The 14,120-nt window shown below is 62.8% G+C and carries 13 protein-coding genes; 5 read left to right on the forward strand and 8 right to left on the reverse strand.

Annotated features, from left to right (window positions below; translation table 11 throughout):
- The first annotated feature begins 109 nt into the window (after positions 1-109).
- From V1290_RS08625 to V1290_RS08645, 5 genes are all read left to right on the forward strand, one after another.
- The gene (locus V1290_RS08625) at positions 110-1,309 is read left to right on the forward strand and encodes an amidohydrolase family protein (RefSeq protein ID WP_334364001.1); all 1,200 of its coding nucleotides are present in this window, start codon (positions 110-112) and stop codon (positions 1,307-1,309) included.
- Between the two features lie 230 nt (positions 1,310-1,539).
- Positions 1,540-3,102: an SUMF1/EgtB/PvdO family nonheme iron enzyme gene (locus V1290_RS08630; protein ID WP_334364002.1), complete on the forward strand. Its 1,563-nt coding sequence runs from the start codon at positions 1,540-1,542 to the stop codon at positions 3,100-3,102.
- A gap of 16 nt (positions 3,103-3,118) precedes the next feature.
- Positions 3,119-3,544: a DUF4399 domain-containing protein gene (locus V1290_RS08635; RefSeq protein WP_334364003.1), complete on the forward strand. Its 426-nt coding sequence runs from the start codon at positions 3,119-3,121 to the stop codon at positions 3,542-3,544.
- Between the two features lie 66 nt (positions 3,545-3,610).
- A complete protein-coding gene (locus V1290_RS08640) occupies positions 3,611-5,011 on the forward strand; it encodes a selenium-binding protein SBP56-related protein (RefSeq protein ID WP_334364004.1) in 1,401 nt (466 codons plus the stop codon).
- Between the two features lie 3 nt (positions 5,012-5,014).
- On the forward strand, positions 5,015-5,680 hold the full coding sequence (locus V1290_RS08645; RefSeq protein ID WP_334364005.1) for a hypothetical protein: 666 nt from the start codon (positions 5,015-5,017) through the stop codon (positions 5,678-5,680).
- 13 nt (positions 5,681-5,693) lie between these two features.
- Here the strand turns inward: V1290_RS08645 and V1290_RS08650 are convergent, their stop codons facing one another.
- The 8 genes from V1290_RS08650 to V1290_RS08685 form a co-directional block, all read right to left on the reverse strand.
- Positions 5,694-6,149, reverse strand: coding sequence for a MarR family winged helix-turn-helix transcriptional regulator (locus V1290_RS08650; protein WP_334364006.1), 456 nt, complete (start codon positions 6,147-6,149; stop codon positions 5,694-5,696).
- Positions 6,150-6,177: 28 nt separating this feature from the next.
- Positions 6,178-6,882 (reverse strand): ABC transporter ATP-binding protein, encoded by a 705-nt coding sequence (locus V1290_RS08655; protein ID WP_334364007.1) that lies wholly within the window; start codon positions 6,880-6,882, stop codon positions 6,178-6,180.
- The gene (locus V1290_RS08660; protein WP_334364008.1) at positions 6,879-7,670 is read right to left on the reverse strand and encodes an ABC transporter ATP-binding protein; all 792 of its coding nucleotides are present in this window, start codon (positions 7,668-7,670) and stop codon (positions 6,879-6,881) included. Before V1290_RS08660 ends, V1290_RS08655 begins: the two co-directional genes overlap by 4 nt.
- Positions 7,667-9,556 carry an ABC transporter permease gene (locus tag V1290_RS08665; RefSeq protein ID WP_334364009.1) on the reverse strand — a complete coding sequence of 630 codons (1,890 nt, stop codon included), beginning with the start codon at positions 9,554-9,556 and terminating at the stop codon, positions 7,667-7,669. The genes V1290_RS08660 and V1290_RS08665 overlap by 4 nt, the downstream gene beginning before the upstream one ends.
- 205 nt (positions 9,557-9,761) lie before the next feature.
- Positions 9,762-10,973, reverse strand: coding sequence for an ABC transporter substrate-binding protein (locus V1290_RS08670; protein WP_334364010.1), 1,212 nt, complete (start codon positions 10,971-10,973; stop codon positions 9,762-9,764).
- Positions 10,974-10,996: 23 nt separating this feature from the next.
- Positions 10,997-11,581 carry an amino acid synthesis family protein gene (locus tag V1290_RS08675; protein ID WP_334364011.1) on the reverse strand — a complete coding sequence of 195 codons (585 nt, stop codon included), beginning with the start codon at positions 11,579-11,581 and terminating at the stop codon, positions 10,997-10,999.
- 20 nt (positions 11,582-11,601) lie between these two features.
- A complete protein-coding gene (locus tag V1290_RS08680; RefSeq protein ID WP_334364012.1) occupies positions 11,602-12,510 on the reverse strand; it encodes a UPF0280 family protein in 909 nt (302 codons plus the stop codon).
- Complete coding sequence (locus V1290_RS08685; RefSeq protein ID WP_334364013.1) at positions 12,507-13,952, reverse strand: 6-hydroxynicotinate reductase; 1,446 nt, start codon at positions 13,950-13,952, stop codon at positions 12,507-12,509. The genes V1290_RS08680 and V1290_RS08685 overlap by 4 nt, the downstream gene beginning before the upstream one ends.
- Positions 13,953-14,120 lie beyond the last annotated feature (168 nt).

Raw genomic sequence — 14,120 nt, forward strand, 5'->3', positions numbered from 1 at the left:
TTAAATCATTCGTATACGATCATTCGTATACAAACGAATAATCCAGCTTGATCCGATCGTCAAGCCGGGCAGAATGTCCGGCGAAGGCATTGAAGCAAAAGGAAAAACCATGGCCCACGACGCACCCCAGGCGACCGGTCCGAACAAGCTGGTGATCCGCAATATCGGGCTCGTGCTGTCGGGGGCTTTGGAAAAGCCGATCCTGGATGCCGACACGATCGTGGCCGAGAGCGGCAAGATCACAGCCGTCGGCCGCTTCAAGGACTGCAATACCGAGGGCGCCACCACGACAGTCGACGCCAACGGCACCACCGTCGCGCCCGGATTGATCGACAGCCACGTCCATCCCGTCGCCGGCGACTGGACGCCGCGGCAGAACCAGGTCAACTGGATCGACAGCTATCTCCATGGCGGCGTGACCACCATGATCTCGGCCGGCGAGGTCCACATGCCCGGCCGCCCGCGCGACGTCGTAGGCCTGAAGGCGATGGCGATCTTTGCGCAGCGCGCGTTTTGGACGCTGCGGCCAGGCGGGGTGAAGGTGCATGCCGGCGCGCCGGTGATCGAATGCGAAATGGTGGAGGACGATTTCAAGGAGATGGCCGCGGCCGGCGTCAAGCTGCTCGGCGAGGTCGGCCTCGGCGGCGTCAAGGACGGCCCGACCGCGCGCAAAATGGTCGGCTGGGCGCGCAAATACGGCATCCAAAGCACGATCCATACCGGCGGACCTTCAATTCCCGGCTCCGGCCTGATCGACAAGGATGTGGTGCTGGAAGCCGACACCGACGTGGTCGGGCATATCAATGGCGGCCATACCGCGCTGCCCGACGACCAGATCCGCTGCATCTGCGAGGGCTGCAAACGCGGGTTGGAGCTGGTTCACAACGGCAACGAGCGCTCGGCGCTGTTCACGTTGCGCACCGCGCGCGAGATGGGTGACCTCCATCGCGTCATCCTCGGCACCGACGCGCCGGCCGGCTCCGGCGTGCAGCCGCTCGGCATTTTGCGAATGGTCTCGATGCTGTCGTCACTCGGCGAACTGCCGGCCGAACTCGCCTTCTGCCTTGCGACCGGCAATACCGCGCGCATGCGCGAACTCGACTGCGGAATCATCGAAATCGGCCGCTCCGCGGACTTCGTCCTGATGGACAAGGCCCAGCATTCCCCTGGCAAGAACATTCTGGAGAGCGTGCAGCTCGGCGACCTCCCCGGCATCGGCATGACCATCATCGATGGCATCGTCCGCACCCAGCGCAGCCGCAACACGCCGCCCGCCGGCAAGGTGCCGGAGATCGTAAGCGGACATTGATGCCGCTCGCCCTGCGAGTGCGCCGGGCGACTATACCCTCGGACGTGATGAGCGAACTGCCGGTCAGGCCTCATTTTTTGTGAGATCACTCACACTTAGCCCCTACGAACCGCGTGGAACCCGCGCACGGCTGCTTGCGGCGAACAGCCACCATGGTACGCTGTAGGTGCTGGAAAGATTGCTTGCCTCATACTGTATTTGTATTTGACAGTTGGGAGCCAATCCAAGCCATGGCCCAAATTCGTGACATCAAGTCAGGCCGACCGGGTGAGCGATCGCCCGAGCCAATGCCACGCCGCCTTGCGGCCATCGTGGCAGGCGACATCTCCGGTTACAGCCGCCTGATGCAGATCGACGAGGAAGGGACGCACAATCGCGTCAAGAGGATCGAGCGCGACCTCATCGAACCCAGCATCAGGGAACATCACGGCAGGCTGGTCAAAACCACGGGCGACGGCTTCATCGCCATTTTCGACAGCCCGGTCGAAGCCGTCCGATCGAGCATCGTGATCCAGCAAAATCTGGTTGGCCGCAATGCATCACTGCCCAAGCATCATTGGATCGAATATCGGATTGGCGTCAATCTTGGCGACGTGATTATAGAAACCGACGACGTCTATGGCGACGGCGTCAATATTGCCACGCGGCTTGAGGGCATAGCCCATCCCGGCGAAGTCTATATCTCCGGCGGCATTTATGAGCAGATAAAGCATAAGCTGGTTTGCGGATACGAGTCGCTCGGTGATCGAAAGGTCAAGAACATCACCGATCCCGTTCGGGTCTACCGCGTGCTTCCCGACCCCTCCGCCCTTAACGCATATCGGAACCGGCGCGAACGCGTTCTGATCCTCTTGCTCTGCATTGCGATGCTGACCATTGCGATCGGCACTCTCTGGTACATGTTCGCACCGCCCCGCAAGGCTATAAATCAGGCGTCGGCTCCCGTTTCATCTCCGGCGGAAGCGCCGAAGGCGCCTGCGCCTGCCGCGAAACAACCAGCGCCGGCGCCCCAACCTTCTCCTTCGCCACCTCAACAACAGGCAGCGCCGCTACCGCCGCCGGCGCCTCCCGCCGCACCCGAGACTCCGCCGACGACGCAAGCGGCCGCGCCGGTTCGAGAACCCGAGATGATTTCGCTTCGGGGCGGCAGCTTCGCGATGGGCAGCAACGAAGACGTTTCGGAAAGGCCGGTCCGTCAGGTAACGGTCAAGCCGTTTGCGATGGGGAAATTTCCCGTCACCGTGCAGGAATGGAACGCATGCGCCGCCGCAAAGGCATGCGGATTCACGGCAGCCGGAAAGGACGATGCGCCTGTTACAAACGTGAGTTGGAGCGATGCCAAGCAATATGTCGCATGGCTTGCGGAAACCACCGGAAAACCATATCGACTGCCGAGCGAAGCCGAATGGGAATATGCGGCGCGCGGCGGCACGCAGACCCGCTACTGGTGGGGCGATCAGTTTCAGCCCGGTATGGTCAATTGCAAGAACTGCAGCGACATTCCAGCGACCGACCAGCCGGTGAAGGTCGGCAGCCTCAAGCAAAATCCTTTTGGGCTGTTTGATATGGGCGGCGGCGTCGATCAATGGGTCGAAGATTGCTGGCACAGAAATTATCAGGGCGCGCCAGGAGACGGGTCAGCATGGGTCGAGAATGCATGTTCCTCGCATGTCATCCGCTCCGGCTCCTGGAGGAAGGACTCAGACTATGCCCGCGTATCAAACCGCGGCAGCTATGACACCAACGTGCGATATCCCACCCACGGGTTCCGCATCGCGCTGTCTCCCAAGTAGCCTTAAGAGGGCGGTCATGAAGTTCACGCAGTGGATCGCTCTCTCAGCAGCGCTCACCTGTCTGCCGTTCGCCGCGTATGCTCAAGGGAAGCCCTCACACAAGGATGCCCTTCTCTATTTCGTGTGGCCGCAGGACGGCGCCGTCATCAAGGGCGGATTTTGGTGCCGCTTTGGTCTGCGCAACATGGGCGTAACCCACGCGGGCGACAACTACCCAAACAGCGGCCACCATCACCTTCTGATCAATGTGAACGAGCCGCTCAATCCCAATGAAGAGATTCCGCAGGACAAATCGCACCTTCATTTTGGCGCGGGCCAGACGGAAGCCCGGATCGAGCTTCCGCCCGGCAAGCACACGCTTCAGCTCGTACTGGGCGACGCTGGCCACTATCCGCACAATCCTCCGGTAGTCTCGAAGAAAATTACCATCACGGTCAAATAGAGCGGAGCTCTCTCCGCCGACTTTAATCATTCTTGGAATCCGTCCAGACAAACAGGGAGGAGTACGATGAACATTCGGCCCGATCCCACGTTTCACGCTTCGCCAAAGCTTGCCATGGAAGCTCCGCCGGAGAGCTTCGCCTACACCGTGCTGCTCAGCCCGGATGCTTCAAAGCCGGACGCACTGGCGGTGATCGACGTCAAGCCGGGCTCCTCGAGCTACAGCCAGGTCGTTCACACCGTGACGATGCCCAACAAGGGCGACGAGTTTCACCATTTCGGCTGGAACGCCTGCTCGTCGGCGCTGTCGCCGATGACCGGACATGCCTTCCTCGAGCGCCGCTATCTCATCATCCCCGGCATGCGATCGTCCCGCATCTATATTGTCGACACCAAACCCGACCCCACCAAGGCGGCCATACACAAGATCATCGAGCCTGAAGAGATCTTCAGGAAGACCGGATATTCGCGGCCCCACACCGTTCATTGCGGGCCTGAAGGCATTTACGTCTCTACGCTCGGCGGCAGCGGCAAGGACGGCACCGATGGACCGCCCGGCGTCTTTATCATGGACTGCGAGACCTTCGAGGTGCTCGGACGGTGGGAGATCGATCGTGGCCCCCAGACAATGCACTATGATTTCTGGTGGAATCTGCCACGCGACTACATGGTGACGAGCGAGTGGGGGTTGCCGCCGCAGTTCGAGAACGGAATCGTGCCGGAGGATCTGCTCTCGAACAAGTACGGTCACCATATTCACTTCTGGGATCTGCGGGCCCGGCGAAATGTGCAGACGATCGATCTCGGGGCCAATCACCAGATGGGGCTGGAAGTGCGTCCCGCGCATGATCCAGTTCGCGAATACGGCTTTCTGGGCACCGTGGTCGACACCACTAACCTCGAAGGCTCGATCTGGACCTGGTGGCGCGAGGGCGGCAAGTTTCACGTCGAGAAGACGGCGACGATTCCACCCGAGCCGGCGGCGAAGGAACAATTGCCGCCGCTGCTGCAGGGCTTTGGCGCCGTGCCGCCGCTGGTGACTGACATCGACCTGTCGATGGATGACAAGTTTCTGTACGTCGCCTGCTGGGGCACCGGCGAGATGCGTCAATACGATGTCAGGGAGCCGCGAAAGCCGAAGCTTGCCGGCTCGGTTCACATCGGCGGCATCGCGCGCCGCACGCCGCACCCGAACGGCAAGGCGTTTGCAGGCGGCCCGCAGATGGTCGAGATCAGCCGCGATGGCAAGCGGGTCTACTGGACCAACTCGCTGTACTCGACATGGGACGACCAGTTTTATCCCGATGGCGTCCCGGGAGCCATGGTGATGGCCAACGCGAATCCGGACGGTGGTCTCGAACTGGCGAACAATTACTGGGGCAACTTCCCCGACGGCTACCGCGCGCACCAGATCCGGCTCGACGGCGGCGACTGTTCGACGGATTCGTTCTGCTATCCGTCGGCTTGAGATTTGAGCGCAGCCGACTGGACACCGGCCTGGCTCTGGCTGGCTGTCATCGCGAGCGGCCTTTACCACGGCGTCAACCCGGGCATGGGCTGGCCGCTCGCTGTTTCAGTTGGACTGATGGAGCGGAGCCCGCGTGCCCTGGTGGCCGCGCTTGGGCCGCTCACGGCCGGCCATCTGCTCGCGATGCTGCTCGTACTCCTTCCCTTCGCGCTGCTCGTTGCCATCGTCGAGTGGCAGCGCACGATACAGATCGGCGCCAGCGTCCTCGTTATCGCCTTCGGCCTTTTCAGGCTTGCCAACCGCCGCCATCCAAGAGTTTTGGCACGGATATCACCGGCGCAACTGGGGCTTTGGTCGTTTGCCGTGGCGCTGGCGCATGGCGCCGCGCTGATGCTGGTGCCGATCTACCTCGGGCTCTGCCGGCAAGCCGAGCTCGACGGCAGCCACGCGGCCGCCGGTACTCTCATCAACGCCAATCTCGGAATGGCCGTGCTGGTTGCGGCCGTCCACGCCATCGCGATGGTCGCCGCCGGCGGAGTTTGCGCGTGGCTCGCCTACCGCTATCTCGGCCTCCAGTTCATATCGCAGAGCTGGTTCAACCTGGATACGACCTGGGCGTTCAGCCTCATTCTCGTGGGCGCGATCGCGCTGGTGCTGAACCTGAGCTGACGCCAACTACGCCCTAACGCAGCTTGTCGAGCAGCGCGATCAGCGTCTCGCGCTCTCTTGCGTCGAGCGGCGCCAGCGTCTCGCGGCTGATCGCCAGCGCATTCGGCGCGGCCTTCTCGGCCAGTTGCTGGCCGGCGCGCGTCAGACTCACGAGCAGGCGGCGGCCATCCTCGGGATCCGGGCTGGTCTCGGTCAGGCCACGCGCGGTGAGACGGTCGATCACACCCTTGATGGTGGCGACATCCATCGCCGTCAGCCGCCCGAGCAGGTTCTGCGAGCACGGTCCGGTCTCAGTCAGCTTGGCGAGCGCCGCCCATTGTGTCGGCGTCAGGTTGATGCCGATCTCGCGGGCGAAGATGGTGGCATGGCGCTGCCAGACCTGACGCAGGATGAAGCCGATCTGTTCGTCGAGAATGTAGGACGGGCGCGGCGGCTTGACGCTCCGTTTCGGCGAAACACTCCTTCCCATCTGCGTTACCCGCCCTTCCCCTCGCCGATCACAGCGACAAATGCGCGTCCCGGATATCCGGCCGCGAGTCGAGCTCGACCATCGTGCCGCCGAAACAAATCTTGCCACGCTCGATGATGTAGGCGCGGTCCGAAATCAGCCGCGCGAAATGCAGGTTCTGCTCCGAGACCACGATGCTGACGCCTTCCTTCTTCATCGCCAGGATGGCGTCGACCATCTGTTCGACGATTTTTGGCGATAGCCCTTCCGATGGCTCGTCGAGCAGCACCAGCGAGGGATTTCCCATCAGGGTTCGCGCGATCGTCAGCATCTGCTGCTCGCCGCCGCTCATCCGTCCGCCGGGACGGTTGCGCATCTCGCCGAGATTGGGAAACAGCGTGAACAGTTTTTCGCGCGTCCAGTGCGGCGCGTTCGGCCGTTTTGGCTGGCGGCCGACTTCGAGATTTTCCTCCACCGTCAGGTCGGTGAAGATACGCCGCTCTTCGGGCACGTAGCCGAGCCCGCCGCGCACGATCGCATGCGTCGGCTCGCGGGAGACATCCTTGCCCTCGAAGACGATCCGTCCCGAACGGTTCTCGACCAGACCAACGATGGAGCGGAAGGTAGTCGACTTGCCGGCCCCGTTGCGGCCGAGCAGAGCCACCACTTCGCCCTCGCCGACTTCCAGCGCGATATCGAACAGGATATGCGCGGGGCCGTAGAAGCTGTTGAGATCGGCGACTTGCAGCTTCATGCGCCGGCTCCCTCGCGATGACGCGCATCGTAGACCAGTCCTTCGCCGAGGTAGATCGCGCGCACCTGCGGATTGCCACGGACTTCCTCGGGCGAGCCTTCGGCGATCAGGCTACCGCGATTCAAGACGAGGATGCGGTCGGCATGCTCGAACACCACATCCATGTCGTGCTCGGTGAAGAGCACGCCGATTGCCTGTTCGCGGGCGATGCTTGCGGTCAGCCGCATCAGCTCGATCCGCTCGCGCGGTGCCATGCCTGCGGTGGGCTCATCCATCAGCAACAGCCTGGGCTGGTTGGCGAGCGCGATCGCAAGCTCCAGTCGCTTGAGGTCGCCATAGGCAAGCTCACCGCACGGACGCTCGGCATAGGCGCCCATGCCGACGAGGTCGAGCAGCCGGCCCGTCTCGTCGCGGGCGTAAGCCGCGGTCGAGCCCCAGAGATTGAACAATTGCCTGCCATACGACACCAGTGCGACCTGCACGTTCTCGCGCACGGTCATGGTCGGAAATGTCGCCGTGATCTGGAACGTGCGCCCGACGCCGAGCCGCCAGATCGCGCGCGGCTTTCGGCCGACCGTATCCTCGCCGAGCAGATGGATCCGTCCGCTGTCCGGCATGTTCTGGCCATTGAGCATGTCGAAGCAGGTGCTTTTTCCCGCGCCGTTGGGTCCGATCAGCGCCAGGATTTCGCCCGCACGCAGTTCGAACGACACGCTGCGCACCGCGTGCACGCCGCCATAGGATTTGCTTAAGCCTTCGACCTTCAGCAATGTCGGAACCATGCTCATTCAGCGGCCTCGATCCGGGAGGTGACGAGCGCAGATTTTTTGGCTTCGGCGGAGCGCCGGCGATTCCGGATCGTCTCCAGCGTGCCGACGATGCCCTTGGGGAACGCCACCACCATCAGCACAATGAAGCCGCCCAGCACCAGCTTGGAAAGATCGGTCTGGCTGACCAGCCAGATGTTTGCCGCCTTGAACACGATGGCGCCGATCACCGCGCCGGAAACCGTCTCGACGCCGCCAAGCAGAACCATGACCAGCGCATCCACAGAGAGCGAGATGCCGACGCTGTCCGGGAACACGCTTCCCTTCAGATAGGCGAACAACGCGCCGCCGATGCCCGCCACCGTTCCTGATATGACGAAAGCCGTCCACTGCACGCGCTTGCCATTGATGCCGATCGCCTCGCTACGCAGCGGCGAATCCCGCGTTGCGCGCAGCGCAAAGCCGAACGGCGAGAACACCATCACCCGGAGCACAGTGACCACGAGCGCCGTGATGCCGAGCGACAACCAATAGAAATTAGCGGGGCTCGCCGCCCATCTCTCCGGCCACACACCCAAGATGCCGTTGTCGCCGCCGGTTACCTCGACCCACTGGAACGCGATCGACCAGACGATCTGCGCAAAGGCCAGCGTCAGCATCGCGAAATAGACTCCGGAGAGTTGCACGGCGAAGAAGCCGAACACCGCCGCACCCAAGAGGCCTAGTACCGGGCCGAGCAGCAACGAAACGATCATCGGCAATCCCACCGCCTTGGCGAGGAATGCGACGCCATAGGCGCCAAGCCCGAAATAGGCGGCATGGCCGAACGAGGCGAGCCCGCCGACCGACATCAGGAAGTGCAGGCTGGCGGCGAAGATGACGAAGATCGCGATTTCCGATCCGACGGTGAGCGCGTAGTTGCCGGCAAACAACGGCATCATGGCCGCAAGGACCAGCGCACCCAGTGACATCAACAGTTCACCCGAGGTGAGCGGCCGCCACGGCGTGACGGTCAGGCCCGGCGTGCGGCGTGCGGCAGCTTCCGGCTTGCCGAACAGGCCCCATGGTCGCACGATCAGCACCACTGCCATCACCAGGAACACCAGGATGATGGATATCTTCGGGAAGATGAGAATACCGAAGGCGTTGAGTTCGGACACCAGCACGGCAGCCACAAAGGCACCGATGATGCTGCCGAGCCCGCCGATCACCACGACCACGAACACTTCGACGATGATTCGCAGGTCCAGCGCGTGATGCACCGCATCGCGCGGAATCTGCAGCGCGCCGCCGAGGGCGGCCAAAAAGACGCCGAGCGCGAACACGCTGGTGAACAGCCATTTCTGATTGACGCCCAGCGCCGCCACCATGTCGCGGTCCTGCGTCGCCGCGCGCACCAAGACGCCCCAGCGCGTGCGCTGGAACAGAAGCCAGAGTACGCCGAGCACGATCGGGCTGAGCGCGATCAGGAACAGGTCGTAGCTCGGAATGTTCTGGCCGAAAAAATCGACCGCGCCCTTGAAGCCGGGTGCGCGACGGCCGAGCAGATCGTCCGGGCCCCAGATCATCACGACGATGTCCTGAACCATCAAGGTGAGGCCGAATGTCGCCAGCAACTGGAATAGCTCCGGCGCATGATAGATCCGCCGCAGCAGCACCATCTCGACCAGCACGCCGATGATGGCAACGATCAGCGCTGCAACGACGATGCCGCCCCAGAAGCCGAGCACGCCGGAGAACCGCTCGGTCAGCGTGAACGCGACATAGGCGCCGAGCATATAGAACGCGCCATGGGCAAAGTTCACGATCCGCGTCACGCCGAAGATGATCGACAGCCCCGATGCGACCAGAAACAGCGACGCCGCGCTGGCGAGACCGGTCAGGAACTGAACGAAGTAGAAGGCCATTGGCGGTCCGGGTTGGTGGTCTATTGCGTCGAGGTAGATCGGCGTCGGAGGCTATGGTCACCCCTCCCCGCCTGCGGGGAGAGGTCGGATCGCCCTTGCGATCCGGGTGAGAGGGTACAGGTCCATCGGCTGTCACAACTCGTGGAGAGAGCCCCTCACCCCGACCCTCTCCCCGTAAGAACGGAGAGAGGGAGAGGAGAGAGAATCAATCCTTCGGACGCAGCTTTTCCACTTCCGCGTCGCTCGGCAGATAGTCCGCGCCCTTGCGATAGACCGAGTTCACCATCACGCCCTTGCCGTCCTTCAGCGCGGTCTTGCCGACATAGGCCCCTAACGTCGACTGGTGATCGATCTTGCGGAAGGTGATCTCGCCGAACGGCGACGGCATCGACAGGCCTTCGGTCGCCGCGATCAGCTTCTCCGGATCGGTCGAGTTGGCTTTCGCAAGGATCGCGGCGGCAGCCTTGATGGTCTGGTAGCCGACGATCGAGCCGAGCCGCGGATAGTCCTTGTACTTGGCCTGATAGGCCTTCAGGAACTTGTCATGGTCCGGCGTCTTGATGTCGTACCAGGGATAGCCGGTGACGATCCAGCCCTCCGGCGTTTCATCCTTCAGCGGATCGAGATATTCCGGCTCGCCGGTGAGGAACGAGACCACCGAACGTCCCTTGAACAGGCCGCGGGTATTGCCCTCACGCACCAGCTTCACCAGATCGGCGCCGAAGGTGACGTTGAGGATCGCCTCCGGATTGGCCGCAGCCACTGCCTGCACCACCGGACCTGCATCGATCTTGCCTTGCGGCGGCCACTGCTCGTCGACCCACTGAATGTCCGGACGCTTCTCCGACATCAGCTTCTTGAACACCGCGACCGCCGACTGACCGTATTCATAGTTCGGCGCAATCGTCGCCCAGCGCTTGGCCGGCAGCTTGGCGGCTTCTTCCACCAGCATCGCGGCCTGCATGTAGTTGGAGGGACGCAGGCGGAACGTGTAGCGGTTGCCCTTCGACCAGGTGATGGCGTCGGTCAAGGGTTCTGCCGCGAGGAAGAACACCTTCTTCTGGTTGGCGAAGTCGGAGACGGCGAGACCGATATTGGACAAGAACGTGCCGGCCAGCATCGCGACGTTCTCGCTCGAGACCAGCTCGTTGGCTGCGGTCTGCGCATCCGCCGGCTTGCCGCCGTCGTCCTTGGAAATGACGACCAGCTTCTTGCCATTAATGCCGCCCGCGGCATTGATCTCTTCGACCGCGAGCTGCCAGCCCTTGCGGTAGGGCTCGGTGAAGGCCGGCAACAACGAATAGCTGTTGATCTCGCCGATCTTGATTTCCTTGATTTCGCTCTGCGCCATGGCGCTGCCAGTCATGCCGGCGACCGCGATCGCCAATACCGCTCCCAGCAAATGTCTCCGTCGCATCCCTACCTCCAATGTTGATGTCATTATCTCAAGCCGTCTTCGCCTTTGATTTCCGCAATCGTCAGCCCGCCGACGCGCGGCAACGGCCTGCCGCTATCGGTGACGGCGACCGCCACCATGATCTCGTTGGCGCGGGGTGCATCATTGATCTGCACTTCCATGCCGTCGAAATGGCTGCGCACGAAAGCCGCGTCCTTGTGACCGAGCGGAATGTCCAGCGTTGTGCCCGGGCCGCTGCGCTTTTTCGACGACGGAATCAGTGCTGCGCCCTTGCCCAATACTTTCCGCACCGGTGCGCCCATCTTGGGATGCAAGATCGCCGCCGCATGCTCGAGCTCGCCGTTTTCGCCCACGGCGGCCGCCTTGCCATAGCTGTGGGCCTTGGCGCCCTCGATGCCGAGCGCGGCGACCGCTCTCTTCGAGAGCAATTCGCCAAGCTCCTCGCCGATTTCGATCAAGGGCGAAAGGTCTTCGACATACCGGCCTGCAAACGGATTCTCGATCACAGCGATCGCCGCGGCCCGCCGCGTCGGCGGTGCAATCTTCTGTCCCATCTCAAGATGGGTTTCCTCGACCACCGTGACGATCTTGCGAATGATCGCGCTCATCTTACTCGCCTCGCTCCCGATCAAACATACGCTGTTCTTTCTAGCGCGTTTCCATGCAACGTTGGCAAGGCACCCGCCCTGATCCCTGTTGCACCCACCACGGCCGTCTCGCCTAGTAGACGCAAGGCCGCACCTTCGATCAATCCCGCCGCAAGCAATTGTTGTGCCCGGCTTACCCCTGCCCTTAGCGCATCGTCGATCTCGCTTTCTCGGAGCACGCCGACGTCGCGGGTGACGAGGCGCGTGCCAAGGTCGCTGTCGGGCTGCAATTCATTGGCCGGACAGCGGATGATGGCGGGATGACCGGGCAGGTCGACGGCATTGGCAATGATGGTCGCCGCCGCATCGGCTTGCGATGCCGTTCGAGCCAGCACAGTAACGGCATCGGCAATCCCGAGCGAGAAACTGCGGCCACGCCGTCCACTGGTCGCGATGCCGCGTGCCGGATCATCGACTTCGATATTGATGGTTTGCATCACGCCGTGATGGTCCGGTCGGTCCATCAGCCCGACGGTGAACTGCTCGCCATAGGTCAAATGCAATGCGATGTCGCCGCCATTGTTGACGTAGGCACGATCGAGCCGCGCCGTGCCCAGCATCGCACCAAGAATCTCTTCCGCGACGCTGCCCGCCACCGCCGCCATCGGCGTGATGAAGTGCTCGCCCGCAAACGGCGCGACCGCCGCATGCATGCGACGCGCAACGACACCGTTCAGCGCGCTTCGCGCCGGATCGGCGGCTTTTCGAAGTTCGATCAACTCCTCGCAGAGTTCATCGAGCAGGCCGGTGAAGCGCTGCGCGGCGGCCTCATAAGCGGCGCGCATGTTGCCCTCGCTTCCCTTCGCCTCGATGATCAGGTCGATCGGACCGTCCTGCAAATGCAGCCGCTTGCCATCAGGAAGGAGCGCGATTTGCGGGAGCCGTTTCATGCGCGCCGTCCCGGCATATTGGGCATCGGGCGGAAGCCGCTGTTCTCCCGCAGCGACGCCAGCGGGCGCACATGATCCATGTGACCGCCCAGCGCCGCGTAATCGGACAGTTTCAGCGTGAACTCGATCGGCGCCACCAGCGCCGGCGTCGGCACATAGCCGAACGCGCCGGCCGGCATTTGCGTGACGTCGACCATGAAGGTGATGCCGCCGCCGGGCCAGACATAGACCGGCGCGCCGCCGCTGGTGACCCGCGTCAGCGCGTCCTTGACCGACCGCGTCAACCGCACCGGATTGTCGGTGACGCCGGCGCGCAACGAACCGCCGGCACCGCCCATGAACAGCACCGTGCACAGCGCCGGTTCGCAATTTTCCTGGATGCGCTCGACCGAGAACTGGAGGTCGGCCGGCATCTGCTTTTCGATCGGTCGCAACGCCTCGTCGAGTTGATAATAGGCTGCGTGCTCGCCGGTGGTCGAGACCATCAGCATCGTGAGCCCGGGCCGCGCCTCCTTCGGATTGAACGGTCCCAGCACCGACAGCGGATCGGAAATATTGGTGCCGCCCCAACCGGTGCCGGGATCGGCGACCTGGAAGTAACGGCCGGGCGTCGAGCGCCGGCCCTTCATCTTGATCCCGGTATCGGGAATATCCAGTAGCTTGCCGGCCTGGTGCTCACTGAGGACGCCGGTGATGTGGTCGTCCACGACCACGACTTCATCGACCTTGCCGTGCCATTGCTTGGCGAACATACCGATGGTCGCCGAGCCGCAGCCTACGCGCATGCGCTCTTCGGCAACACCATTGACGATCGGCGGATGGCCGGCCTGCACCACCACCGTGGCGCCACCGTCGATCGTCAGTTCCACCGGCTTGCAATTGGAAAGGTCCATCAGCGCGTCGCAGGTGACGCGGCCCTCCTTCTTGGAACCGCCGGTCAGATGATGCACGCCGCCGAGCGAAAGCATCTGCGAGCCGTATTCGCTGGTCGTCACATGGCCGATCGCCTCGCCTTCCGCGCGGACGGTCGCCGTCTCGGGACCGAGATATCGGTCGGTGTCGATCTTCACCTTGACGCCGCAGTAGCTGAAAATGCCTTCGGTCACGACCGTGACCATGTCGACGCCGTCGATTTCCGATGACACGATGAAGGGCGCCGGCTTGTAATCGGGATAAGTTGTTCCGGCGCCGATCGCGGTGACGAACACGTTGGGCTCGTGGACGAGTTTGCCGTCCCAGTCGCCACCGGCCTGAAACGGCACCAGCCGTCCACCGTGCGACACCGTTCGTTCCAGCACGATATGCGGATCGACGCGCACCAACTCGCCGTTATTGTTGGCATAGCGATCGCACGCGCCCGCCGCGCCCGGCTTGATGTAGCACATCACCGGACAGGCATCGCAGCGGATCTTGTCGCCAGTGGCAACGACGTCGTCAGTCATGAACAAGCCTGCAGTCCGGAAGGCGCCGATCATAGCCGCTTATTCGCGGTTCCGACCATTTGTTCGTATACGAACGATGTTGCGCGCGGACTGGAACACTGTCAAGCCGCTCCCGCTGCGAAACGCGCCGCTTGCCGCATAATACCTCATTTGCCTCGCCGCCCTGTT

Origin of the sequence: Bradyrhizobium sp. AZCC 1578 (genome assembly GCF_036924675.1) — a bacterium.
Classification (GTDB): Bacteria; Pseudomonadota; Alphaproteobacteria; order Rhizobiales; family Xanthobacteraceae; genus Bradyrhizobium.

Excerpts from the sequence above, each read along its gene's own strand:
- V1290_RS08630 (WP_334364002.1), top strand. The coding sequence starts at position 1,540 with ATGGCCCAAATTCGTGACATCAAGTCAGGCCGACCGGGTGAGCGATCG.
- V1290_RS08685 (WP_334364013.1), bottom strand. The coding sequence starts at position 13,952 with ATGACTGACGACGTCGTTGCCACTGGCGACAAGATCCGCTGCGATGCC.
- V1290_RS08660 (WP_334364008.1), bottom strand. The coding sequence starts at position 7,670 with ATGAGCATGGTTCCGACATTGCTGAAGGTCGAAGGCTTAAGCAAATCC.
- V1290_RS08670 (WP_334364010.1), bottom strand. The coding sequence starts at position 10,973 with ATGCGACGGAGACATTTGCTGGGAGCGGTATTGGCGATCGCGGTCGCC.
- V1290_RS08625 (WP_334364001.1), top strand. The coding sequence starts at position 110 with ATGGCCCACGACGCACCCCAGGCGACCGGTCCGAACAAGCTGGTGATC.
- V1290_RS08650 (WP_334364006.1), bottom strand. The coding sequence starts at position 6,149 with ATGGGAAGGAGTGTTTCGCCGAAACGGAGCGTCAAGCCGCCGCGCCCG.
- V1290_RS08665 (WP_334364009.1), bottom strand. The coding sequence starts at position 9,556 with ATGGCCTTCTACTTCGTTCAGTTCCTGACCGGTCTCGCCAGCGCGGCG.
- V1290_RS08635 (WP_334364003.1), top strand. The coding sequence starts at position 3,119 with ATGAAGTTCACGCAGTGGATCGCTCTCTCAGCAGCGCTCACCTGTCTG.
- V1290_RS08675 (WP_334364011.1), bottom strand. The coding sequence starts at position 11,581 with ATGAGCGCGATCATTCGCAAGATCGTCACGGTGGTCGAGGAAACCCAT.
- V1290_RS08680 (WP_334364012.1), bottom strand. The coding sequence starts at position 12,510 with ATGAAACGGCTCCCGCAAATCGCGCTCCTTCCTGATGGCAAGCGGCTG.
- V1290_RS08655 (WP_334364007.1), bottom strand. The coding sequence starts at position 6,882 with ATGAAGCTGCAAGTCGCCGATCTCAACAGCTTCTACGGCCCCGCGCAT.
- V1290_RS08640 (WP_334364004.1), top strand. The coding sequence starts at position 3,611 with ATGAACATTCGGCCCGATCCCACGTTTCACGCTTCGCCAAAGCTTGCC.